Origin of the sequence: Actinoplanes philippinensis (genome assembly GCF_900113015.1) — a bacterium.
Classification (GTDB): domain Bacteria; phylum Actinomycetota; class Actinomycetes; order Mycobacteriales; family Micromonosporaceae; genus Actinoplanes; species Actinoplanes philippinensis.
The window spans coordinates 721,503-744,151 of sequence record NZ_FONV01000002.1; the positions used below are offsets into that span (position 1 = coordinate 721,503).

General features: G+C 70.2%; 20 protein-coding genes. 10 read left to right on the plus strand and 10 right to left on the minus strand.

The annotated features are described in order from the left end of the window. Positions 1-9: 9 nt before the first annotated feature. Positions 10-459: a rhamnogalacturonan lyase family protein gene (locus BM290_RS48145; RefSeq protein ID WP_177319603.1), complete on the minus strand. Its 450-nt coding sequence runs from the start codon at positions 457-459 to the stop codon at positions 10-12. A 226-nt stretch (positions 460-685) separates the two neighbouring features. Between BM290_RS48145 and urtA the strand changes: the two genes are divergently transcribed. From urtA to BM290_RS06765, 8 genes are all read left to right on the plus strand, one after another. Then, complete coding sequence (gene urtA / locus BM290_RS06730) at positions 686-1,984, plus strand: urea ABC transporter substrate-binding protein (protein ID WP_093611045.1); 1,299 nt, start codon at positions 686-688, stop codon at positions 1,982-1,984. 77 nt (positions 1,985-2,061) lie between these two features. After that, the gene (urtB, locus tag BM290_RS06735; protein WP_093611266.1) at positions 2,062-2,946 is read left to right on the plus strand and encodes an urea ABC transporter permease subunit UrtB; all 885 of its coding nucleotides are present in this window, start codon (positions 2,062-2,064) and stop codon (positions 2,944-2,946) included. After that, entirely contained in the window at positions 2,943-4,034 is a 1,092-nt protein-coding gene (gene urtC / locus BM290_RS06740) for an urea ABC transporter permease subunit UrtC (RefSeq protein WP_093611047.1), read from the plus strand. Before urtB ends, urtC begins: the two co-directional genes overlap by 4 nt. Then, positions 4,031-4,780, plus strand: a complete 750-nt coding sequence (gene urtD, locus BM290_RS06745; RefSeq protein WP_093611049.1) for an urea ABC transporter ATP-binding protein UrtD — start codon at positions 4,031-4,033, stop codon at positions 4,778-4,780. Before urtC ends, urtD begins: the two co-directional genes overlap by 4 nt. 1 nt (position 4,781) lies before the next feature. Next, the gene (locus BM290_RS06750) at positions 4,782-5,465 is read left to right on the plus strand and encodes an ATP-binding cassette domain-containing protein (RefSeq protein ID WP_093611051.1); all 684 of its coding nucleotides are present in this window, start codon (positions 4,782-4,784) and stop codon (positions 5,463-5,465) included. Positions 5,466-5,629: 164 nt separating this feature from the next. Further along, positions 5,630-7,306, plus strand: coding sequence for a purine-cytosine permease family protein (locus tag BM290_RS06755; RefSeq protein ID WP_218163279.1), 1,677 nt, complete (start codon positions 5,630-5,632; stop codon positions 7,304-7,306). Further along, a complete protein-coding gene (locus BM290_RS06760) occupies positions 7,306-7,944 on the plus strand; it encodes a TetR/AcrR family transcriptional regulator (RefSeq protein ID WP_093611055.1) in 639 nt (212 codons plus the stop codon). Before BM290_RS06755 ends, BM290_RS06760 begins: the two co-directional genes overlap by 1 nt. Next, a complete protein-coding gene (locus BM290_RS06765) occupies positions 7,941-8,507 on the plus strand; it encodes a TetR/AcrR family transcriptional regulator (RefSeq protein WP_093611057.1) in 567 nt (188 codons plus the stop codon). Before BM290_RS06760 ends, BM290_RS06765 begins: the two co-directional genes overlap by 4 nt. Here the strand turns inward: BM290_RS06765 and BM290_RS06770 are convergent. The 3 genes from BM290_RS06770 to BM290_RS06780 all read right to left on the minus strand — a co-directional run bounded on the left by BM290_RS06770 (position 8,498) and on the right by BM290_RS06780 (position 11,267). Next, positions 8,498-9,205, minus strand: a complete 708-nt coding sequence (locus tag BM290_RS06770) for a hypothetical protein (protein WP_093611059.1) — start codon at positions 9,203-9,205, stop codon at positions 8,498-8,500. The two genes, BM290_RS06765 and BM290_RS06770, sit on opposite strands and share 10 nt — an antisense overlap. A 116-nt stretch (positions 9,206-9,321) precedes the next feature. Further along, a complete protein-coding gene (locus BM290_RS06775) occupies positions 9,322-10,185 on the minus strand; it encodes a GDSL-type esterase/lipase family protein (RefSeq protein ID WP_093611061.1) in 864 nt (287 codons plus the stop codon). A gap of 38 nt (positions 10,186-10,223) precedes the next feature. Further along, complete coding sequence (locus BM290_RS06780) at positions 10,224-11,267, minus strand: sugar ABC transporter substrate-binding protein (protein WP_093611063.1); 1,044 nt, start codon at positions 11,265-11,267, stop codon at positions 10,224-10,226. Positions 11,268-11,403: 136 nt separating this feature from the next. Between BM290_RS06780 and BM290_RS06785 the strand changes: the two genes are divergently transcribed. Continuing rightward, entirely contained in the window at positions 11,404-13,344 is a 1,941-nt protein-coding gene (locus BM290_RS06785) for a putative bifunctional diguanylate cyclase/phosphodiesterase (protein WP_177319604.1), read from the plus strand. A 415-nt stretch (positions 13,345-13,759) separates the two neighbouring features. On the opposite strand, the gene BM290_RS48150 is transcribed toward BM290_RS06785, so the two are convergent. Together BM290_RS48150 and BM290_RS06795 are read right to left on the minus strand one after the other, a co-directional pair. After that, positions 13,760-14,230, minus strand: a complete 471-nt coding sequence (locus BM290_RS48150) for a hypothetical protein (protein ID WP_177319605.1) — start codon at positions 14,228-14,230, stop codon at positions 13,760-13,762. A 65-nt stretch (positions 14,231-14,295) separates the two neighbouring features. Then, positions 14,296-15,756, minus strand: coding sequence for a glycoside hydrolase 5 family protein (locus BM290_RS06795; protein ID WP_093611067.1), 1,461 nt, complete (start codon positions 15,754-15,756; stop codon positions 14,296-14,298). A 374-nt stretch (positions 15,757-16,130) separates the two neighbouring features. On the opposite strand from BM290_RS06795, the gene BM290_RS06800 reads away from it, so the two are divergent. After that, complete coding sequence (locus BM290_RS06800) at positions 16,131-16,919, plus strand: metallophosphoesterase family protein (RefSeq protein WP_093611268.1); 789 nt, start codon at positions 16,131-16,133, stop codon at positions 16,917-16,919. Here the strand turns inward: BM290_RS06800 and BM290_RS06805 are convergent. Genes BM290_RS06805 through BM290_RS06820 form a run of 4 tightly spaced genes read right to left on the minus strand, consistent with a single transcriptional unit; the run spans position 16,909 to position 22,513 of the window. Beyond that, positions 16,909-17,640, minus strand: a complete 732-nt coding sequence (locus BM290_RS06805) for an endonuclease/exonuclease/phosphatase family protein (protein WP_177319606.1) — start codon at positions 17,638-17,640, stop codon at positions 16,909-16,911. The two genes, BM290_RS06800 and BM290_RS06805, sit on opposite strands and share 11 nt — an antisense overlap. 2 nt (positions 17,641-17,642) lie before the next feature. Beyond that, positions 17,643-19,634, minus strand: coding sequence for a prolyl oligopeptidase family serine peptidase (locus BM290_RS06810; protein ID WP_093611071.1), 1,992 nt, complete (start codon positions 19,632-19,634; stop codon positions 17,643-17,645). Positions 19,635-19,649: 15 nt separating this feature from the next. Next, positions 19,650-20,939, minus strand: a complete 1,290-nt coding sequence (locus BM290_RS06815; protein ID WP_093611073.1) for an SPFH domain-containing protein — start codon at positions 20,937-20,939, stop codon at positions 19,650-19,652. Beyond that, on the minus strand, positions 20,936-22,513 hold the full coding sequence (locus BM290_RS06820; RefSeq protein ID WP_093611075.1) for an SPFH domain-containing protein: 1,578 nt from the start codon (positions 22,511-22,513) through the stop codon (positions 20,936-20,938). Before BM290_RS06820 ends, BM290_RS06815 begins: the two co-directional genes overlap by 4 nt. Positions 22,514-22,649: the final 136 nt, after the last annotated feature.

A 22,649-nucleotide genomic window follows, 5' to 3' on the forward strand; every position in this document is an offset into this window, starting at 1 on the left:
TATTAGCGGTCAGCGTCGACTGCAGGTAGCCACGCACCGTCCGGCCCAGCCGGTACGCCGGGTTGTGGGCCAGAGTGTAGAGCTTGACGCCGGCCGGGATGTTCGTGGTGAAAAGCCGCCCTCGGTCTGCTGGATCGCGTAGCCCTCCGGGCCGGGGCGCTTCGGGTCGAGGTCGCCGATGTAGAACCGGTCGCCATGGACCGACCCCTCGACGACGTAACGGAGCGTGCCATCGCTGGGGACGACGCAGTTACCGTCCGCGATGTCGTCGTGGCCGTCCTGGCCGACGTCGACGATCCGCAGCTGGTGCCCTCGGTCCTGACCAATGTCCATTTCCGCGTCAGGTCGCGGCCGTCGAAATCCCAGGCCGCCGGCCACGCCGCCGTAGCCGCTGATCGCGGCGAGCGGTGGATCGTTCGCGGCGTTGCCGCCGGCCGCGGCGGCGATGATCGCTCTCATGCGCCGCAAGGTAGGGGACGCGATGTCAGAACCATGCCACGCCGGTCGCACCCACACCGATCATGGCAGAACTTTGACATCCCCTGACGCTGCATCTCTGCACTCTTTCAGGGGATACGCATCAGCGCCGATCAGTCGGCTACAGAGTTGGAACAATTAAGAAATGTCAGAGCAATGACTCCGGGCCAATCTGCTCTCACCTGGAGCAGGAACGGAGTTCTCACATATGTCCACTACCAGCAAGCGGCTGCGCACGCTCACGGCCATGGGCGCCATCGGGACGACCGTGGCCCTCGTGCTCGCCGGCTGTGGCGCCCGGGCCGGCGACGAAGCGGCCGGCAGCGCGACGTCCGCGGCGCCCAGCTGCGTCGACACCTCCGGCCCCACCGTCAAGCTCGGCTTCCTCAACTCCCTCACCGGCGGCATGGCGATCTCCGAGAAGACCGTCTCCAACGTGCTGCACATGGCCGCCGACGAGATCAACGCCGGCGGCGGCATCCTCGGCAAGAAGATCGCCTACGTCCAGGAGGACGGCGCCACCGACTGGCCGACCTTCGCGGAGAAGACCGAGAAGCTGCTCACCCAGGACTGCGTCGCCGCGATCTTCGGCGGCTGGACCTCGTCCTCCCGCAAGGCGGTCAAGCCGGTCGTCGAGAAGCACAACGGCCTCTTCTTCTACCCGGTGCAGTACGAGGGCCTCGAGTCGTCACCGAACATCTACTACACCGGCGCGACCACAAACCAGCAGATCATCCCGGCGATGGACTTCCTCGCCTCCCGCGGGGTGAAGAAGCTGTTCCTGGCCGGCAGCGACTACGTCTTCCCGCGCACCGCGAACGCGATCATCAAGCTGTACGCGGCCAAGCTCGGCATCGAGATCGTCGGCGAGGAGTACGTGCCCCTCGACAAGGACGACTGGACCAGCCAGGTGGCGAAGATCGTGGCGGCCAAGCCCGACTTCATCTTCAACACGATCAACGGCTCGTCGAACGTCGGCTTCGTCAAGGCGTACTACGACGCCGGCCTCACCGCCGCGACCACGCCGATCATCTCGGTGTCGATCGCCGAGGAGGAGGCGCCGGCGATGGGTCACGAGGTCACCGGCCACTACGCGTCCTGGAACTACTTCCAGTCGCTCAAGACCGAGACCAACCCGAAGTTCATCGAGAGCTGGAAGGCGTACCCCAACAGCAGCGGTGTCACCTCCGACCCGATGGAGGCCGCCTACATCTCGCTGTACCTGTACAAGGCCCTCGTCGAGGCGGCCGGCTCGTTCGACGTCGACGCGGTGAACGCCGCGGCGAAGAAGAACACCATCACGTTCGACGCGCCGGAGGGCAAGGTCACGCTCGACGGCGACAACCACCACATCTCCAAGCCGGGCCACATCGGCCAGATCAACGCGAACAACCAGTTCGACATCGCCTGGGCCTCCGACAAGTTCATCGAGCCGGACCCGTACCTCGAGGGCTACGACTGGTTCCCGGCCGACATCCGCAAGCAGCTGACGGACGCGGCGGGCTGATCACCCACGGGGTCGCGTGTCACCGACGGCATGCGGCCCCTCCCCCTCCATTGAGACGCTAGAGAGAGCGAGTGCACGTGGACGCACTGATCGCACCGCTGCTGAACGGCAGCGCACAGGGTGCGCTGCTCCTGCTCGCCGCGCTGGGCCTCTCGCTCACCTTCGGGCAGATGGGCGTGATCAACATGGCCCACGGCGAGTTCCTCATGCTCGGCGCCTTCGCCGCCTACCTCGTCCAGCAGGTCATCACCGCCAGCGACCTGTCGATCCCGGTGGCGCTGCCGGTCGCCTTCGTCGTCGCGGGCCTGTTCGGCCTCCTGCTGGAGGTCACCATCATCCAGTGGATGTACCGCCGGCCCCTGGACACCCTGCTCGTCACGGTCGGGGTCAGCCTGATTCTCCAGCAGGCGGCGCTGCAGATCTTCCCGTCCCAGGGCGTCCCGGTGGAGAAGCCCGGCTGGCTCGACGGGCAGCTGACCGTCCTCGGTTACGACTGGCCGCTGCGGCAGCTCTTCACCATCCTGCTGGCGACCGTCTGTGTCGCCGCGCTGTCGGCCTGGCTCAAGCACACCTCGTTCGGCCGCCGCATCCGGGCGACGGTGCACAACCGGGATCTCGCCGAGACCTCCGGGATCTCCACCCGCACCGTCGACCGCCTCACCTTCTTCACCGGGTCGGGTCTGGCCGGGGTCGCCGGCGTGGCCGCGTCGCTCATCGGTGGCACGAACTCCCAGATGGGCGCGCAATACATCATCCCGGCCTTCCTCGTCGTCGCCGCCGGTGGCATCGGCCAGCTCAAGGGCACCATCATCGCCGCGTGGGCGGTGGGCGTCGCGCTCTCCTACTTCGCCTACTGGACGACCGGCAGCCTGGCGCAGGTGCTCGCCTTCATCCTCGTGATCGTCTTCCTGCAACTGCGCCCGCAGGGGCTGTTCACGGTGCGAACCAGGAGTCTGGCATGACAAAGAAACCGTGGATCTCCCTCGGCGGCATCGGGGTGTTCGCCGTCCTGCTGCTGGCGGTCGCTCCCCTCGTGCTCTCCGATCACTGGCTCAACAACCTCGGCAAGTACTGCTGCTGGGCCATCGCCGCCGTCGGCATCGGCCTGGCGTGGGGCCGCGGCGGAATGCTCGTGATGGGGCAGGGGGTGTTCTTCGCCCTCGGCGCCTACTCGATGGCCATGCACCTCACGCTGGAGTCCGCCGGTGACCGGGTCCCGGGGTTCATGGTGCTCTACGACCCGCTCGCGCCGCTCCCGGCGTTCTGGGAGCCGTTCCGTGGCGCGGGGTTCACCCTGCTGGCGATCGTGCTGCTTCCGGTGGTGGTGGCCGGCATCCTCGGGTACGCGCTGTTCAAGCGCCGGGTGAAGGGCGCGTACTTCGCGATCCTGACGCAGGCGCTCGCGGTCGCGCTGGCCACCCTGATCAGCTCCACGATCCGCGAGACCGGGGGCGACACCGGGCTCAGCGACTTCAAGTACTTCTTCGGCTTCGTGCTGAACGACCCGGCCAACAAGATCATGGTGTTCCTCATCGCGGCCGGGCTGCTCGTCGTGTGCCTGCTCGTGGTGTGGCAGCTCTACCGCAGCCGCTTCGGTGAGCTCCTCGTCGCCACCCGGGACGCCGAGGAACGGGTGCGCTTCCTCGGTTACGACCCGGCCAACGTCAAGCTCGTCGCCTTCGTCGTCTCCGCGCTGATGGCGAGCATCGGCGGCGCGATGTTCGTGCCCATCGTCGGCATCATCACCCCGGCCGAGATCGGCGCCGCCGCCTCGATCCTCATGATCGCGGGGGTCGCCTTCGGTGGCCGCGCCTCGCTCTTCGGGCCGGCGCTCGGCGCGATGGCGGTCGGGTGGGGACAGTCGAGCCTCGGCTCCACCTGGCCCGACGGCTGGACCTACATCCTCGGCCTGCTGTTCATCGTCGTGATCCTGTTCCTGCCGAACGGGCTGTCGTCGCTGCCGGCCAGGTTCGCGGCGGCGCGCCGGCGCCCCGAGCAGAAGGCCGCCCCGTCGGCCGCCACCCCCGAACTCGAAGAGGTGCGGTCATGACCGACGCTTCCCTTGTCGTCACGGACCTGCGCGTCGAGTTCTCCGGTTTCGTCGCGGTGGGTGGCGTCTCCTTCGACGCGCACCCCGGCGAGGTCCGGTTCCTGATCGGCCCGAACGGCGCGGGCAAGACGACCTGCATCGACGCCATCACCGGGCTGACCAAGGGCACCGGGTCGGCGCGGCTCGGCGAGAAGGAGCTGCTCGGCAGGCAGGTGCACAAGATCGTCCGCCTCGGGGTGGGCCGCACGTTCCAGACCGCGAGCGTCTTCGACGAGCTGACCGTGCTGCAGAACCTGGACATCGCCGCCGGCCGCCACCGTCCCGCGATCTCGCTGCTGCGGGCCCGTCGTGGCGTCGACCCGGCGATCGAGCGGGCGCTGGAGGAGACCGGGCTCGCCGGCGAGCTGACCACGCCGGCCGGCATCCTGTCGCACGGCCAGAAGCAGTGGCTGGAGATCGCGATGCTGCTCGTGCAGGACGCGAAGGTGCTGCTGCTCGACGAGCCGGTCGCCGGCATGAGCCAGGACGAGCGCACCGCGACCGGCGAGCTGCTCCAGCGCATTGCGGCGAAACGGATCGTGCTCGTGGTCGAGCACGACATGGACTTCATGCGCCGGTACGCCACCCGCGTGACGGTGCTGCACCAGGGCCGGGTGCTCTCCCAGGGGACGGTGGCCGAGGTGCAGGCCGACCCCCGGGTGCAAGAGGTCTACCTGGGCACCGCAGACGCCATGACGGAGGGCTGACATGCTGGAACTCACCGACATCGAAGCGGGGTACGGGCGTACGCGGGTGCTGCACGGCGTGACGGTGCCGTCCGGCAAGGTGGTGGCCGTGCTCGGCCACAACGGCGCCGGCAAGTCGACCCTGCTGCGTCTCGCGATCGGCCTCATCAAGCCGTCGAAGGGCCGCGTGCTGTTCGACGGCGAGGACATCACGTCGCTCGCCCCCAACCGGCGCGTCGCTCGCGGCATGGCGTACGTGCCACAGGGCCAGCAGTCGTTCGGCCAGCTCACCACACTGGAGAATCTGCAGCTCGTCGCCGACGGACGCCGGGAGGGCCGGGCCCTCGTCGACGCGCAGCTGGACCGCTTCCCCGCGCTGGCCCAGTTCGCCACCCGGAAGGCGGGCCTGCTCTCCGGCGGACAGCGCCAGCAGCTCGCCATCGCCCGCGCCCTGATCACCGAGCCGAAGCTGCTCATCCTCGACGAGCCGACCGAGGGCATCCAGCCGACGATCGTCGCCGAGATCGAGCAGACCATCATGCAGCTCGCCGCCGGGGGCATGCACGTGCTGCTCGTCGAGCAGCACATCGGTTTCGCCCTGCAGGCCGCCGAGCGTTACGTCGTGCTCGCCTCGGGTCACGTGACACAGACCGGCGAGGGCGGCAAGGCGGCCACCTCCACCGTGCGGGCCGCCATGGCGATCTGAGCCGGCATGACCGACTGCACCGAGCGGCACCATCTCCCGCCGAACCGCGAACTCGCGCCGAACCGCGAACCTCGCAGGCGAGGGCCGGGAGGGCATGCCAATGAGGGCACAGCATGACTCACACCGGCAACGCCGCCGTAACACCGGACAGCGAAATTTGCCCTGTGTCGACGGACAACGCGCGCGCGGCCGCGGAGGACAGCCTGGAGGACTACGCGTTCCGCTATGTGCCGCGCACCTTCCGGCGCTGGAGCGCGGCCTCCGTCGGCGCGACCGCTCTCGGGTCCATCGCGTTCCTCGCCGACTTCTCGATCGGCGCGAGCATCGGCATCGACCACGGCACCGCCAACGCCGTGCTCGGCATCGTGTTCGCGTCGGTCGTCATCGTCATCGTGGGCGTGCCGGTCGCCTACTACGCCGCCCGCTACAACCTCGACCTCGACCTCATCGCCCGTGGCGCGGGATTCGGCTACTACGGCTCCATCATCACGACCGTGATCTTCGCGGGCTTCACCTGCATCTTCTTCGCCCTGGAGGGCGCCATCATGGCGCAGGGCCTCCGGATGGCCACGGCGATGCCGCTGTGGCTCGGCTATCTCATCTCGACGGTCGTGGTGATCCCGATCGTCATCTACGGCATGCGGGCGCTGGAGCGCCTGCAGTTCTGGACCACGCCGCTGTGGCTCACCCTGGCCCTGCTGCCGCTGCTGTACATCGTCGTGTCCGACCCCGAGGCGGTACGCGCCTTCACCTCGTTCACCGGCGACTCCGACGGCTCGATCACCTTCGGCGCGGTGGTCTCGAGCGCGGCCGTGTGCTTCGCCCTCACCCCGCAGCTGGCGGAGCAGATCGACTACCTCCGCGCCATGCCGCCGCGTACGCCGTCGAACGCCCGCTCGTGGTGGACGTCGTTCGCCTTCGCCGGCCCGGGATGGGTCGTCTTCAGCGGCACGAAACAGGTGATCGGGGTGTTTCTCGCCGTCTATCTCCTGGTACGGGTCGAGCCCACCCTCGGGCATCAGGCCACCGAGCCGGTCAAGCAGTTCGTCGTGATGTACCAGACCCTCGTCCCCGACTGGCTCGCGATCGTGCTGGCGCTGGTGCTCATCGTGGTCGCGCAGGTCAAGATCAACGTGACGAACGCGTACTCCGGCTCGCTCGCCTGGTCGAACGTCTTCACCCGGATGGCGAAGCACTACCCGGGCCGCACGATCTTCGTGCTGTTCAACCTCGTGATCGCGTACGTGCTGATGATGCTGGACGTCTTCACCCTCATCTCGTTCGTGCTGAGCCTCTACGCGAACGTCGTCATGGCGTGGCTCGTGACGATCGCCACCGACATCGCGGTCAACAAGTGGGTGTTGCGCATCTCGCCGCGTTTCCCGGAGTTCCGCCGCGGCATGCTGCACGGCTGGAACCCGGTCGGGCTCGTGTCGGTGGGGCTCGCCTCGGTGCTGTCGCTGCTCGCCTTCGCCGGGGTGTTCGGCGCCGCCGTCAGACCGTTCTCGGTGCTCATCGCGATCGGCGTCGCGGTGGTGGCCACACCGGTGACGGCCCTCGCCACGCGGGGGCGCTACTATCTGCGCCGCCGATCGGACGGTATCGACTCCCCCCGGTTCGACGACCACGGCAACCCGTCGGGCGAGCGGCTGCGCTGCCATGTCACCGGCTACACGTTCGAGCGGCCGGATATGCTGGCCTCGGCCGAGAGAGGACCGCACGGCGAGGTGCAGTACGTCTCGTCGCTGGCGCTCACGCTCGACGATTCCGATCGCTATGTGCTCCCGCCGGAAGTCACCGGACCCCCGCGCCGGGCGGCCGCCCGACAGAGGGAGACGTGATGGAGGAGCCGGTCGACACCGCGACCGCGATTCTCGCGAGCGCCGCCGTGCTGCTGCGCGAGCGCACGTTCGACGACATCTCCTATCGAGCCCTCGCCGACGAGGTCGGCATCTCGGAACGCACGATCTACCGCCAGTACCCGACTCGCGCGCACCTGCTCGCCGCGCTCTCGAACTGGATCGAGCGGACCTGTTTCCCGCTGCCGCCGTTCGTGACCGTGTCCGATTTCCACGCCGCCGTGCACGAGCGGTTCCGCGCCTTCGACGCGTCGCCCGCGTATGCGTATGTCGGCGCGCGGGCGGCCGCGATCTCGCCGACTCTCGACACCGAGCCGGCCTACATCACGCGGGCCATCGAGGCGATGCTCGACGTGGCGGCGCCGGCGCTCAACCGGCGGGATCGGCGGCGGGTCGCGGCGTCCCTGCGCTACTTCTCGTCGGCGATGTTCTGGGCCCGGCTGCGCACCGGCTTCGACCTGGACGCCGGCGAGATCTGCGACGCGTTCGACCAGGCCGTGGGCGCCGTGCTCGCCCGCCTGCCCGCCGCGACCTGGGCGGAGCCACGTGCGACAACACCCGGCCCGGGCAGGACGGAGCCGCTCGTGTCAAGGCCCGGCCCGGGCAGGACGGAGCCGTGACCGGGCCGGCGGCGGTCCCGGCGCTGAGCGGCACGCAGGAGTCGATCCTCGCCGCCTACACCGAGCTGATCGAGGAGCTCGGCAGTGACGACGTGTCGTACCGGGTCATCGCGCGCCGGGCCGGCATCGCCGAGCGCACGGTGTTCCGCAACTACCCCACCCGCGTGGATCTGCTGCTGGCGACCGCGGCCTGGATCGAGGCCACGCTGTTCGCCCGCGAGGAGTCCCGGTCGATCTTCGACATCCCCCTCGCGATCCGCGAGGCGATGGAGCGGTACGACGCACGGCCGGAACTCGCCCACGTCGTCGCCGAGACGGCGATGCGCGGGGTGAGCGGCGCATCGCCGTCGCCGGGCCGGGAGCAGCTCGAACGGCTGCTGGACGCCGAGGCGCCCGCCCTCGACCCGGCGCGGCGCCGGGCGATCGTCGCGGCGCTGTCGCACCTCGACTCGGTCGGGACCTGGGTGACGTTGCGCCGCGAGTTCGGCATGGACCGGCGGGACATCGCCGACGCCGCCGCGTGGGCGGCGGAGGCCGTCCTCGACGGCATCCGTCACACCTGAGTGGACGGTTCCCCGGGGAGCAGCTTGTCGACCTTGGCGTCGATCTCGGCGAGGGCGGCCTCGGCACGGGCGTGCTCGCCCGGCACGTGGGCCAGGATCGATCCGGCCTCAGCCACGTACGGCACGGTGCCCGGCTCGAAGTTGATGTTCCACTTGGTCTTCCAGACCCGCTCGGCGGCGCTGGTCGCGGCCTTGTCGATCTGAGCGGCGAGCCACTTCTTGTCGGCTTCGGTGAGTGCCACGGGGATGTCCTCCAGATGCCAGGAAGCGGTCGAGGCTTCGAGCGAAGTCACGTACGAGGCGGAGAAGTGGGCGTGCTCGGTGTGCGGGCTGTCGCCGCTGTACGAGCGCTGCTTCCAGCCGTTCGACGCCTCCCAGATGCGCCGGTTGTAGATCACGTAGCGCAGCCTCTTCTCGGCGCCGCTGCGGCAGCGGGCGACCACGTGCTGCACCACCATCTCCATGGTCAGGTTGGGTTCGCGCAGGTCGGTGTCGAGGTCGAGGGCGTGGACCTCGTGTTTGGAGTCGGCGTCCCGGATCGGGACGTTGCCGACCTCGTCGTCGTTGTGGTCGGAGACGCGGCTCTGGTGCGCCGAGTCGCCGATGGTGCCATCGCTGGACTTGTCCCGGTTCGGCGCGATCCGATTCAGCTCGGTACGCAGCTGGCCCAGGCACGGCACGAGAACCCAGGTGGCCATCGGGCTCCTTTCAGCGTCCTCAGGCGTTTCTGTGGCCTGCATATCTCCCGGAGGTACGTGCCGAAATCACCCGAAGCCGCGAAAGCTCATGCCAAATTGCCGTTTTGTGACGTCGGTCACCAAGTGAAGCGACCGGGATAGACCACATCGGCCAGCTTCTTCTGTCCCTCCGCGTTCGGGTGGAAGTAGTCGAACTGGTTCAGCTGGCCGAGTTCGAAACGGACCCGGTGCGCCGCCCCGCCGTCCCAGCGACAGCGCTCCCCGTACGCCCGGCAGGCCTGTCGCAGTTGGGTGTTGTAATCGTCGATCCGGTCCCGGACGCTCTCCCGCCGCTCCTGATCGGCGGCGGCCGTGGAGGTCGGCTCGGCCAGCATCGACGGGCAGATGCGGCCCCGGCTCCAGATCTCGGCGGCCTTCTCGTTCTCCCGGCCGACCTGCCAGAGGCGGTAGAGATCGGGAATGCTCACCACCAGCACCCGGGACTTGGGCAGTCCCTTCTTCAACCGGGCCAGCCCCTTGTCGACCTCCTCGCGGAAGGCCGCTACCGGCGTCATGTCCTGCACCCGGCCGGCGCACGCGTCGTTCGCGCCGATCAGCACCGTCACGTACTGCGGTTTCCGCGCGACGGCCCGCCGCGCCTGATCGTCCAGCGCGTCGGCCTCGGCGCCGGGGACGGCCAGGTTGTCGGCATGGCGCTTGATCGCGTCGTTCTTCTCCAGGATGCGCTGGTAGTGGCTCTGGATGGCCTCGTTGTCACCGGTGGACCAGGAGTTGCGGGTGCAGGCGACGTAGGCGAGACAGGCGCCGAGGCCCGCGGTGATCGAGTCGCCGAGCGCCACCATCGAGGCCGGATAGCCGGTTGCCGGCCGGGTGGGCTCGGGCTTGCCGGAGGATCCCGGGGTGGCCTTGCCCGCCTCGCCACAGGCCATTGCGAAGACGGCGAGCAGAGCCAGAGCGGGGACGTGCCATCGACGAGTCACCCCTCAACCATGCCTCACCGGGCACACCCGCCGGCGGGTCAGCTCACCTCGGACATCGGGCGCAGGTAGGCGGGATCGCTCAGCACCTTGTCGACCTCGGCGGTGAGGGCCTTGGCCCGGGTCGCGACGGTCGCCTGCCGGGCCAGGATCTCGTCGACGTTGAACCGGTCGACGGCGAGGCCGGGCACGTACAACCAGCCCTTGGGCAGCGCCTTGCCGGTCTTGGCGTGCTCGGCCTGGAGCCGGCCGGCGACGGCGCCCTTCACGTAGTGCTCGGGCGAGACCAGGATCAGGTCGCCCGCCTTGACCGCGGCCAGCGACTTGGGGTCGATGTCGAAGGCGCCGGCCACCCAGGAGGCGATCTCCCGGCGGCGGATCTCGGCGAGATTCCAGCCGTCGGCGTCGCTCGTGCCGATGAAGGCGAGCGCCGTCGGGTTCGCCTTGACCAGGGTCTCCCACGCCTCCATGTTCGCCTCGACCTCCTGTTTCGTGTCGAACGGCCCGAACACGCTGACGGTGGGAAGTCGCTCCTTGAACTCGTCACGGATGCCCATGGCCCGCCGGTCGAGCACCGAGACGCCGGGCGAGGAGGTGCCGAGGACGACCTTGCCGGTGGCGTTCGACGGAAGCTGGGTGATCACCTTGCGGGCGAGCAGGCGGCCGAGCTCGTAGCTGTCGTTGCCGATGAACAGCTGGACGCCGGCCGACGGCAGGGCCGGGCTGTCCACCGCGATGACCGGGATCCCCTCACTGATCGCCGCGGCCATCGGCTCGGCGAACAGGTCCGGCGTGAGGGTGAAGACGGCGATGCCGTCCGGGGCGGTCTTGCGCATCTCCTGGAAGAGGGCGAGCTGCCGGGGGCCGTCGATGATGTTCGGCCCGTCCACCTGCAGGCTGACGCCCTTGACCTCGTTCACCCCGGCGATGAAACCCAGTGACATCTCCTGGGAGTAGTTCAGCTGCTTGTTGGCCACCACGAAGCCGACCATGGGGACATGGCCCTCATTGTCGTTCTGCTTCGTGCACGACGCCGAGCCCAGGAGCAGCAGAACCAGTGCAGAGCGAAAGATCCGATATTTCATAGCTGTTCCATGTTCGCGCCTTCTTCAAGTCAGTATGGGGGATCTCCTTTAACCGGGCGTCGGTTCAGCCGATCGATAGCACCGCGAGCGGTCCCTCCCAGGGGCCCGCATCGGGATGTTCTGTGGAGGTATCGGGGTGCTCGGGAAGGTTTTCCGCAGCAAGGCCGTGGCGCGCGCTGCCGTCATCGGTCTCGCGGTCGGTGTCTTCGCGCTGGCCGCACTGGCCGCGATCAGCATCACCACCAACGCCAGAACCACCAGTCACGTCCGGCACGTCTCGCAGATCAGCGATCACTGGGCCGAACTCGACGTCAACATCAGCGTCGAGACCGAGGCGCTCAACAGCTACGTGGTGGCCAAGAAGTTCGGCCGTGACCTGCTGGACAGCGCCCTGCACTCGGCCAGTCCCGGCCTGGCCTGGCAGTCGCGCAACGGTGACGACCTGGACGTGCAGAACGCCGCGCTGGCCACCGACGCCTACGGCGCGTTCACCCAGACCCTCATCGACGTACGCCGTTCCACCAGCGACCCCGACTACACGCAACTGCTCGCCGACCAGGCCGCTCTCGGCTCCTCGATGCTGCGCAAGATGGCCAACGCGAACGTCACCCGGCACCGGCTCGCGATGGACGCCTACCTGGCCGACGCCGACGAGTTCAACCAGAAGCTCAGCCTTGCCGCGGCCGTCGTCTGCAGCACCGACTTCCTCCTGCTCGTGCTCTGCGCGTCGATCCTGCTCACCCACCAGCGCCGGATCGAGGGCCAGGCCGTGGAGAGCCGCTACCGGGCGCTGCACGACGAGCTGACCGGCCTGGCCAACCGGGCGTTGCTGGCCGACGAGATCGACGCCGCGCTCTGGGTCGCCAAGCAGCAGCAGGAGTCGGTCGGCCTGCTGCTGCTCGACCTCAACAAGTTCAAAGAGGTCAACGACACCCTCGGCCACCATGCCGGCGACCTGCTGCTCAAGGAAGTCGCGGACCGGCTGACCGCCGCGGTCCGGACCTCGGACACGGTCGCCCGGCTCGGCGGCGACGAGTTCGCCGTGCTGATGCCGGAGATCGACTCCCCGGAGCACTGCTCGGAGATAGCGCGCCGGCTGCTGGAGTCCATGGAGGGGCCGGCCGACCTGGAGGGCGTGACCGTCGACATCAGCGGCAGCATCGGCGCGGCCGTCTACCCGCTGCACAGCTCGTCCGGGGCCGAACTGCTCCAGCACGCCGACATCGCGATGTACACGGCCAAGCGCAACCGGCTCGGCGTAGCGGTCTACGACCCGTCGGCCGACAACCACAGCTCCCAGCAGCTGAGCCTGATCGGCGAGCTGCGCCGGGCCATCGACGAGGACGAACTGGTCCTGCACTACCAGCCGAAGGTGTCGACGAAGACCTGGCGGGTGGTCGGCGTGGAGGCGCTGATCCGCTGGGAGCACCCGGTCCGCGGGCTGCTCCAGCCGGGCGAGTTCATCCCGCAGGCCGAGGAGAACGAGATCATCGTGCCGCTCACCGACCGGGTGCTGACCATGGCCCTGCATCAGCACCGGATCTGGCGCGCCCAGGACACGCCGCTCCCGGTGGCGGTCAACGTGCCGACGGTGTGCCTGCTCGACGAGACCTTCCCGGACCGTGTCGCGAAGGCTCTCGCCGCCTCCGGCGTCGCGCCCGGCGCGCTCACCCTGGAGATCACCGAGACCTCCATCATCAACGACCCGGTACGCGCCTCGAAGATTCTGACCGAGCTGCGCGCGATGGGTGTCCGGCTGTCGGTGGACGACTTCGGCACCGGGTACTCGTCGATGTCGTACCTGCAGAGCATGCCGCTCAACGAACTGAAGATCGACCGCAGCTTCATCCGGACGCTCTCCGGCTCGCACGGCGGCACCGCCATCGTCCGCGCCGTCCTGGAGCTGGCCCGCGCCCTGGACCTCGACGTGGTGGCCGAGGGCGTCGAGGACGAGGAGACCCTGATCCTGCTGGGCCACATGGGGTGCACGTACGCCCAGGGCTACTACATCAGCCGCCCGGTCCGCGCGTCCGACCTGATGGCCTGGCTCGGCCGGCCGGCCCTGGAGACCGTCTAGACCCATAGCGCCCCGATCCGCCCCCGGTGACCGTCACCGGGGGCGTTTTCCGTTCTCCCGGCGAGCCGCCGCCGGACCGGACGCTGACCACGCTGTACGCCCGGTGGCCGCGGATCGGGCGGGTGGACGACGTGGACGCCTACGTGCACACCATGCCGGTCCGGGTCTTCCTCGACGACCGGCGCCGGGGCTGGTGGAAGGTCCGGCTGCTGCTCCCGCCGCCCGAGCGGCCCCGGCCCCGCGACCCGCGGTCACCGCCACGCCGAGCCCGGCGCCCGCGGCGCCGACCGGCTGCACGGTCGTCCGGCTGCCCACCGACGGCGGGCGCCAGGGTGCGGTCACGGCCGGCCGTGCCGGCGGCGCTGTCGGGCCGGCGTTCATCGGCGAGCTGCAGCCGGTACTACACCTCGCTGCGCTACCGGATCGCCGACGGCTTGTACGAGGAGCCGCCGAGGAGCGTGTCGCCGAACCTGACCGCCACGAACGGCCCGATCGCCGACGGCAGATACGAGGAGCCGCCGAGGAGCGTGTCGCCGAACCTGACCGCCACGAACGGCCCGATCGCCGACGGCAGATACGAGGAGCCGCCGAGGAGCGTGTCGCCGAACCTGACCGCCACGAACGGCCCGATCGCCGACGGCAGATACGAGGAGCCGCCGAGGAGCGTGTCGCCGAACCTGACCGCCATGAACGGCCGGATCGCCGGCGGGCCGGCCGAGCGCGACCGGCGCCCGATCATCGCGGCCGGCGGCGAGGTGGTCGAGCTGCCGCGGTGCCGGACGGCGAAGGGGTACGAGGTCAGCGCCTTCAACGCCGACGGCCGCCGGCTCGGCGGGTACACCACCGGCACCGACGGCGAGCAGGACGGCGCCGAAGGACCTGCCACGGAAACGACCCGGGCGGGCGCCGCTGTCGCGGCACCCGCCCGGGTTCCTCTTCTTTCTCCTGGGGTCAGGAGACGGCCACGTCGTCGAACCAGACGGAGCCGGTGTTGTCACCCGACTTGAGGTGCAGCTGGACGCTGGTGGCGCCGGCCGGGGCGGCCGCCTCGACGACCAGCTTGGTCCACGACGAGTTCCCGGCGGGCAGGCGGTTCGAGGTGTTCTGGCTGATCCACTTGCCGTTGACGTCGAACCAGCTCAGCGCGATCTCGGTGATGCCGGTGGCGTTGACGCCGCGGGCGTACGCCTCGGCGCGCCAGCGGTAGCCGGCCTGCACGGGGGTGATCGGCGAGGTGACCAGCGAGGGCAGGCCGGCAGTGGTACGGCCGGTGCCGGCGAAACGGGCCGACTTGGCACCGGTGCGGGCGACGTCGGAGACGATCACGGGGGCGCCGGCGTCGGCGTTGGCCACCCGCCACGGCGAGTCGCCGGCGGCCGCCTCGAAACCGAGGTTGAGCAGGCTGTTCGGGACGGTGCCGGTGGTCCACCAGCTGCTCACCACGGTCGAGGCGAACTTCGGCGAGCCGTCGGCGCGGAAGAGGCCGAACTTGTACTGGGCCGGCATCTGGGAGACCTGCGAGTTGGCCGGGATGGCGCCGCTCGCGAAGTCGTTCAGCGTCCACGGCGACACCGAGCGGACCCCGGTCTCGGCCGCGGCCCGGAACACCCGGGCCAGGTAGGCGCCCTGCTCGCCCTCGCTGACCACGGCGCTGCTGACACCGGTCTCACCGATCACGACCGGCGCCGGGGCGACCGCGGCCTGCGCCTTGCGGATCTCGGCGAGCGCCCGCTCCGAGGAGCCGTAGAAGTGGAAGTCGTAGTAGTCGAGCGGGGTGGCGCTGAGCGCCGACTTGATCTGCGCCATGCCGGGGGCGCCGGTGCCGCCGTCGACCGAGAGGGTGAGCGGCATGGCCGGGGCCCAGGCCCGGATCGCCGGGAGCACCTGCTTGATCCAGGTGACAGCGGCGGCGTCGCCGGGCTGGAACTCGTTCTTCAGCTCGACGGCGATCACGCGGCTGTCGTCCACGTACGGCGCGAGGACCGACTTGGCCCAGTTGACGCTGTTGGTGACCTCGTTGTAGCCGGCCCACCAGTCGAAGAGGGTGACCTTGACGGTGAGGCCGTGCGCCTCGGCGATGCTGATGAACTTGCGCAGCTTCTCGGTGTACTCCGGCTTGGGGGTGGGCCAGCCGAACGCCTGCGGGAAGACGATCACCCGCACGTTGTCGGCGCCCAGCCCGGCGGCCTTCGCCAGGTCGGCGTCGATCTTGACGGCGTCGAACCCGGTCCACATCGCCGACCAGCCCGCGTCCGACGGGTAGTAGTTGAGCGACTTGGCCGTCTGCACCGCGGCCATCCGGTCCGTCATGGTGGGAGTCTCCCCGACCGCGAGGGCGGGCGCGGCGGCGAGACCGAGACTCATCAGAACGGTGGAGGCGAGGACGCCGGCGCGAACACGGAAGCTGCTCATGGGGGATCGATGCCTCTCGCAAGGTTGCTTTTCGGGGGTGACCTCTCATTCGGCTCCGGCGTCGGTTCCTGCAGCTTCCGGCTGATGGCAAAGTGGTTGCAGACCGGGTGCGCCCTCTTCGGACGTTGCCGTCAGGTTGCCGTCCGGACCGGTCCGGCGCACTCGCCCTCCCCGCGATGCGTCCCGGCGTTGCGGATCGGTTGCCGCGCAACCGAACCGGGCTCCCCGTCCAGCATCGACCGAGCAGCCGCCGTCCACCGGCGACGCCCGCCGATTTCACCCCCGCGGAGGTGCAGGACGGGTAGATCGGTTGCAGTGATCCACAAACCACGATTCGATGGCTGTCGACCTGATGCGTGGACGGGGAGAACGACATGCGCCTGCTGGACGACCGGCCGAAGCGGCTGGCGACGATCCCGTACCGGGCGGCCGGTCCCGGTGGCGCCACCCGGACGCTGCAACTCGCCGTCGAGAGCCTCCGGGTCGACACGCTGCCGGCCGGCTGCCCGGCGCTGCTCGCCACCGGCGATCTCCAGGGCATCGCCGTCTCCCCCGACGACGGGAGACCGGTCCTGCTCGGCGTCGCCCTCGCCGGATACCTGCGGCTGTGGGGCGAGAGCGGCCTGCTGCCGGCGCCCCGCGACATCACCGTGCTGCTCACCGGCGACCTCTACTCGGCGCCGAACGCCGACCGCCGCGGCGCGTCCGGCGACGTGCACGAGGTGTGGGCGGCCTTCGCCGCCGGCTGCCCGGCGGTCCTCGGCATCGCCGGCAACCACGACCTGGTCACCGGCGGCGTGAGCGGGCTCGGCCCCGGCGTCGCCCTGCTCGACGGAGCCCGGCGTGAGCACGGCGGGCTCACCGTCGCGGGCGTCAGCGGCGTCATCGGAGACCCTTCACAACCATTCCGGCGTACGGAGGAAGCGTTCCTGGCCACGGTGGAGAAGGCCGGCTCGCCCCCACCCGACGTGCTGCTGCTGCACGAGGGCCCGCGCGGCACCGGCCCCGACCAGCCCGGCCGGCCCGCCCTGCGCACCCTGCTGGAGCGGCGTCCGCCGGCGCTGACCCTGTGCGGGCACGTCCACTGGAGCCGGCCGGTCGCGCCGCTCGGCAGCGGTCACATCGTCAACGTGGACGCCCGGGTGGTGCTGTTCACCAGATGAGCTCGGCCTCCACGGCGTAGTGGTCGGAGAGGTACGCGGGGCGGCCGTCGTCCAGGCGTACCTCCTCCTGGAAGGTCAAACGGGCCTCGGCCCGCGGCACCGCCCGGACCAGCACATGGTCGAGGGCCGTCGGCGACGGCCAGTCCGGCGACGGCCGGTAGGTCGGCCGCGGGTCGCCGGCCAGCACGTCCCGCAGCCCGGCCGCCGCCAAGAAGCCGGTGAGCAGCGACGACGTCCGGGACACGTTGAGGTCGCCGACAACTGCCAGGGGAGTCGCCCGGTCGATCGTCGCCAGCCGCTCCGCCAGATGATCGAATTCGGACCTCAGGACGGCTGTGTAGCGCTCGTCCAGGCGGGCCGACAGGTGCGTGTTGACCACCACGACGTCGCCGTCACCGGTGGCGATCGTGAGGATCTGGGCGCCCTTGCGCATCAGGAACTCCGGCCGCGCCGGCCCGGTCCGCGGGTAGCCGGAATGCTCGCGGGCCACGATCGGCCACCGGGACAGCACCACCAGACCGCCCTTGAGCAGCACCGACCCGGTGTAGGCGGCATGTCGCAGGCTCGGCGTCAGCGAGCGGATCAGGCTCGCGTGGCGCCGGTACATCACCTCCTGCAGGCAGACGACGTCGTGGCCGCCCCGCTCCAGCCGTGGGCCGAGCGCCCGCAACCGCGCCCGCACGTCACCGCGGAACAGCGTGTTGAAGGTCAGCAGCCGCACGGTCAGCGGGCCAGCCTGCGCCAGAGGAACTCCAGCGCCAGCGCCCGGATCGTGGCGGCCTGATCATTGTCGGCCGCGCCGGCGTGCCCGCCCTCCACGTTCTCGTGGTAGGAGACCTCGTGGCCCTGCTCTCGCATCAGGGCGGCCATCTTGCGGGCGTGCCCGGGATGCACACGGTCGTCGCGGGTCGAGGTCAGGAACATCGCCGGCGGATACGACCGGCCGGCCCGCACGTTCTGGTACGGCGAGTACTCGCGCAGGAACTCCCAGTCGGCGGGCACGTCGGGATCGCCGTACTCGGCGACCCAGGAGACCCCGGCCAGCAGCCTGGTGTAACGGCGCATGTCGAGCAGCGGCACCGACGCGACCACCGCGCCGAACAGCTCCGGGTAGCGGGTCAGCATCACCCCCATGAGCAGGCCGCCGTTGCTGCCGCCCGTGATGCCGAGCTGCTCCGGCGTGGTGATCCCGCGAGCGACCAGGTCGGCGGCGACCGCGGCGAAGTCCTCGTACGCCCGCAGCCGGTTCTCCCGCAGCGCGGCCCGGTGCCAGTCCGGCCCGTACTCGCCGCCGCCCCGGATGTTGGCGACCGCGTAGGCGCCGCCCCGGGCCAGCCAGCCCCGGCCGATCACCGCGTCGTAGCCGGGAGTCAGCGCGATCTCGAAACCGCCGTACCCGCTGAGCAGCGCCGGACCGGGTTTCTCCCCGCCGACCACGAAATACGGCACCCGGGTCCCGTCGGCCGAGGTGGCGAAGAACTGCCGCACCTCGAGCCCGGCCGGGTCGAAGAAGGCCGGCTGCCGTTTGAGCACCTCGACCGGCCCGCCGACCGTGCCCAGGCTCAGCGTCGTCGGCCGCAGGAAGCCCTCGGCGGCGATCAGGTACGAGTCGTCGCGATCCGGGTCGGTGTCGACGATCCACACCTGCGCGTACTCCCCGGCGCCGGGCAGGGTCTGCCGGGTCCACTCCGGCTCGCCCGGGGTGAGGACGTGCGCCTCGGTCCGCACGTCGGTCATGGTGACCAGCAGCAGGTGGTTGCGGGTCCACGACCAGCTGTTGAGCGAGCTGCGCCCGTCCGGCCGGAACAGCACGGTGAAGTCATCGCGGCCGACCCGGGTGGCCAGCAACGACCCACCGGGGTACGTCACACCGCCGACCGTCCACGGTGTCCGCACCCGGACCAGCAGCCACTCCCGGTGCACCTGGCAGTCGGCGTCCTCCGGCACGTCGACCCGCTCCAGCGGGCCGCCCGTCGGGCCCACGTGATACTCGCTGGTGAAGAAGGTCGGGTGCCGGATCATGATGTCCCGCTCGTAGCCCTCGGTGGCGTCGTGGTGGGCGCGGACCACGATGTCGTCGACGCGCCCCTCGAACACCGTCGCCGCCTCGGCCAGCGGGGTGCCCCGCCGCCACCGCTTGATCACCCTCGGGTAGCCGGAGGCGGTCAGCGACCCGGGCCCGAAGTCGGTGCCGACGAAGATGTGGTCCGCGTCGATCCAGCCGACGTCGGACTTCGCCTCCGGCAGGACGAACCCGTCGGTCACGAACTCCCGGCGGACCAGGTCGAACTCGCGGACCACCGACGCGTCCGCGCCACCGCGGGACAGGCTGATCAGGCAGCGGTCGTGGCCGGGCCGCAGCACCGTCACGTCGCTCCACGTCCAGTTCTCGCCCTCGGCCTCGTTCAGCGCGCCGACGTCGAGCAGCACGTCCCACTCCGGCTCGTCCCGCCGGTACTGCTCGGCGGTGGTCCGCCGCCACAGGCCACGCGGATGCTCGGCGTCCTTCCAGAACGAGTAGTAGAAGCCGTCACCGCACCAGCTCGGGAACGCGATCCGGTCGCTGCTGTCCAGCACCTCCCGGATCGCGTCCTTCGTCCGCGTGAAGTCCTCATCGGCCAGAGCCGCCAGCGTCTCGGCGTTGCGCTCCGCGACCCACCGGGCCGCCTCGGGCTCGTCGAGAGATTCCAGCCAGAGATACGCATCGTCGATCATCGGTCGACGATGGCATCAAGCCGCGTCGTTGCCAACCCCGCCGGCCGGGCGGTCCGCGGACGGCAGAGCGGCCGGCCGCGGCAGCAACTGGGCGGCCAGCAGGGTCGCCAGCGCGGAGGTGTCCGCGCCGCCGTCACCGTCGGTGCGCACCACCACCGGCTGGGGCGCCTTGCCGGCCAGCTCGGCGCCCACCTCGAGCCGGCGCAGCGCCAGCTCGTACTGCAGGACCGCCCGGTTGTCGCGGTAGGCCTGGGCCAGCCGCTGCTGCGCCTTCGCCTCGTTCTCCGCCGCGATCAGGCCGCTGCGCCCCCGGGTCTCGATCTCGAACCGGACCCGCTGCGCGTTCGTCTCCTGCTCCTCCAGCAGCTGGGCGACCTGCTCCCGGGCCTTGTTGAGGGACGCCTTCACCTCGACGATCCGGGCGTCGCGCACCTTCTTCGCCCGCTCGATGTCCATCTGCAACTGGTCGATCCGGCGCTTGCGGGTCAGGCCCCACTCCTGCTCGTAGGCGGCGCTCTCCTTCGCCACCCGCTCCCGGGTGGCCAGGTGCTGCTGGTACTGGGCGGGCAGCTGCACGTCCGGGATGTTGCAGCCGGTGATTCGTACGCCGTACCGGTCCAGCTGCCGGTTCAGCAGATCCTGCATGTCGGCCACGTCCGAGCCGCGCAGGTCGTACGCCCGCTCGGTCTGCACCATCCGGGCCCGCTGCCGGATCGCGTCCTGCACGGCGCTGGACAGCACCAGGTCGAAGTTGCCCGCCCCGATCGTCCGGACGAACAGGACCGCGTCGGTGATCCGCAGCTTCAGGAAGAACTCGATCGAGCGCAGCGGCACGTTCTCCCGGGTGGGGCAGGCCATCACCGGCGCCGAGTACGGGATCTCGGTCGCCACGTCGACCACGAACGCGACCCGCGACCACGGGTGCCACAGGTAGTGCCGGCCCGGCTCCAGGGTGCGGGAGACCGCGCCGTACCGGGTCAGCACGCCGTTGGTGCCCTGCTCGATCTCCACGATCGAGCTGCGCCACCACCACAGCGCCCCGGCCAGCAGCAACAGGACGCCGGAGAGGTACGCCAGGAAGCCGGGGAAACCGGCGTCACCACGGATCGTGGACATCACCCCGGACAGCAGGGCCAGCAGGCCGAGCCAGAGCGGGGCCAGCCAGCCGAGCCGGCGGCGATGCTTCGGGATGACGACCGGGACCAGGGTGCCGGCCTCGCCGCCGCGCAGCAGCCGGGCCACGTCGCTCCACGGCGCGACCACCTCGCTGATGGTCGAATTGCGGCCCTTGGTAGCCGTACTCATGCCTGGTTCTCCTCTTCGACCTCGACGGCCGGAACGGCCGGCCGGCCGGCGTCGCGCAACGCGTTGATCTCCTGCTCGCGGTCGGCGATACGCTGCGCCACCTCGGCCAGCCGGGTGCGCATGGCCGCCATGTCCGCCTCGGTGAACAGCTCGCTGCCCCGCTCGCCGACCATCTCGCGGGCCAGTTGCAGCAGGTCGATGCCGACCGCGCCGTTCGGGTCGGCGGAGCCGCCGATCCGGACCAGCCGCGGCAGGTGCCCGGCCACCGCCTCCAGCCGGTCGAGGACCTCCCGCTGGTAGCGGTACTCCAGGATCTCCGGGGCCTCGGCCACGGTCACCGCGCGGATGTCCAGGGCCTGCGCCTCCAGCAGCGCCGCGTTCGCCTTCGCCTCCGACTCGGCCAGGATGTACCGCTGACGGGCCAGCGCCTCGGCCCGGTTCGTCTCCCGCTCCAGGGCGGTGTCCATCTGCGCCTGGTACTGCGCGATGTCGGCCTGGATCGCCGACAGCGTCTCCTGCAGGCTGGCCAGCTCCTTGATCAGGTCGCCCTCGTCCTGCTCCTTGCGCAGTTGCAGGGCGTACTCGTGGGTGTAGGCGTCCTTGGCCACCCGCACCATCTCGGGCGCGGCCAGGTCCATCCGGTACTTGCGGTCGGACGGCTCGGCGTGCGTGATGTTCGCGTTGGTCAGCTCCACCGCCGGACGGAACTGCTGGTTCAGCTGGTCCAGCAGACGGCCCGTCTCCTCGCCGACCATGTTGTAGATGTCCGCCGCCGACTGCTCGTAGATCAGGCTGCGGATCGTCTCGCTGACCGCGTTGCCCAGTTTCTCCTCGAAACCGCGGACCGCGCCGAGCGTGTAGACGAACTCCACCGGGTCACTGATCCGGAACTGGATGAACAGGTCGATCGACGCCTTCACCCCGCCCTTCGTCGGCGCCTCCCGGACCGGGGCGTTGAACGGGTACTCCCGGGTGGTGTTCAGGATGTACGACACCCGCTTCCACGGGTTCAGCAGGATGATCCGGCCCGGCCCGACCACCTGCTCCAGCTTCCCGAACCGGGTGATCAGCGCGGCACAGCCGTCCGGCACCATCACCATCCCCTGCCGCCACCAGACGAAGCCCACCGCCAGCAGCGACAGCACCCAGTAGTGCACGCCGAACCAGGGATTGGTCAGCACGTCGCCGCCGGCCACCCCGATCGCCGCGGCCGCCGCCACCCCGATCACCGGCAGCAGCAGCACCGGCAGCATGGTCACCAGCGAACGGCCGCGCGGGATCACCATCGGGCAGATGACGTGCACCTGCTCGCCGTCCTGCCGGCGCAGCTCGCTGCGGTTGAGCACCTCCCCCGCCTCGTCCAGCGCGACCATCCGCTGCTCCATGACGGTGTCGACGCTGCCGCCGAGGTCCCGCGCCGCCGGGAAGTCGACCGGATCGACCCCCAGATCCAGCTGCCCCGACGCCACCGCCTTGCCCAGCCGGCGAGCCTCCTCCACCGCCACGGCCCGAGGATCGGCCCCCTCCGCGATCGCCTTGGCCGCTTTGCGTAATCCCTGCTGGAGACGTGCCACGGTCCCCCCTCATCCGTCGCTGTAGAACCCGAGATGCTATCCAGGCCGCTCAACCGAAGCGGGTGGTGGCGGCCCGGTACGCCAGGAGCCTGACGGGTGCGCGAAACGCCGCCGGCGCCGGATGCCGGCCGGGATC

Excerpts from the sequence above, each read along its gene's own strand:
- BM290_RS48145 (WP_177319603.1), bottom strand. The coding sequence starts at position 459 with ATGAGAGCGATCATCGCCGCCGCGGCCGGCGGCAACGCCGCGAACGAT.
- urtA (WP_093611045.1), top strand. The coding sequence starts at position 686 with ATGTCCACTACCAGCAAGCGGCTGCGCACGCTCACGGCCATGGGCGCC.
- urtC (WP_093611047.1), top strand. The coding sequence starts at position 2,943 with ATGACAAAGAAACCGTGGATCTCCCTCGGCGGCATCGGGGTGTTCGCC.
- urtD (WP_093611049.1), top strand. The coding sequence starts at position 4,031 with ATGACCGACGCTTCCCTTGTCGTCACGGACCTGCGCGTCGAGTTCTCC.
- BM290_RS06750 (WP_093611051.1), top strand. The coding sequence starts at position 4,782 with ATGCTGGAACTCACCGACATCGAAGCGGGGTACGGGCGTACGCGGGTG.
- BM290_RS06760 (WP_093611055.1), top strand. The coding sequence starts at position 7,306 with ATGGAGGAGCCGGTCGACACCGCGACCGCGATTCTCGCGAGCGCCGCC.
- BM290_RS06770 (WP_093611059.1), bottom strand. The coding sequence starts at position 9,205 with ATGGCCACCTGGGTTCTCGTGCCGTGCCTGGGCCAGCTGCGTACCGAG.
- BM290_RS06780 (WP_093611063.1), bottom strand. The coding sequence starts at position 11,267 with ATGAAATATCGGATCTTTCGCTCTGCACTGGTTCTGCTGCTCCTGGGC.
- BM290_RS06795 (WP_093611067.1), bottom strand. The coding sequence starts at position 15,756 with ATGAGCAGCTTCCGTGTTCGCGCCGGCGTCCTCGCCTCCACCGTTCTG.
- BM290_RS06800 (WP_093611268.1), top strand. The coding sequence starts at position 16,131 with ATGCGCCTGCTGGACGACCGGCCGAAGCGGCTGGCGACGATCCCGTAC.
- BM290_RS06810 (WP_093611071.1), bottom strand. The coding sequence starts at position 19,634 with ATGATCGACGATGCGTATCTCTGGCTGGAATCTCTCGACGAGCCCGAG.
- BM290_RS06815 (WP_093611073.1), bottom strand. The coding sequence starts at position 20,939 with ATGAGTACGGCTACCAAGGGCCGCAATTCGACCATCAGCGAGGTGGTC.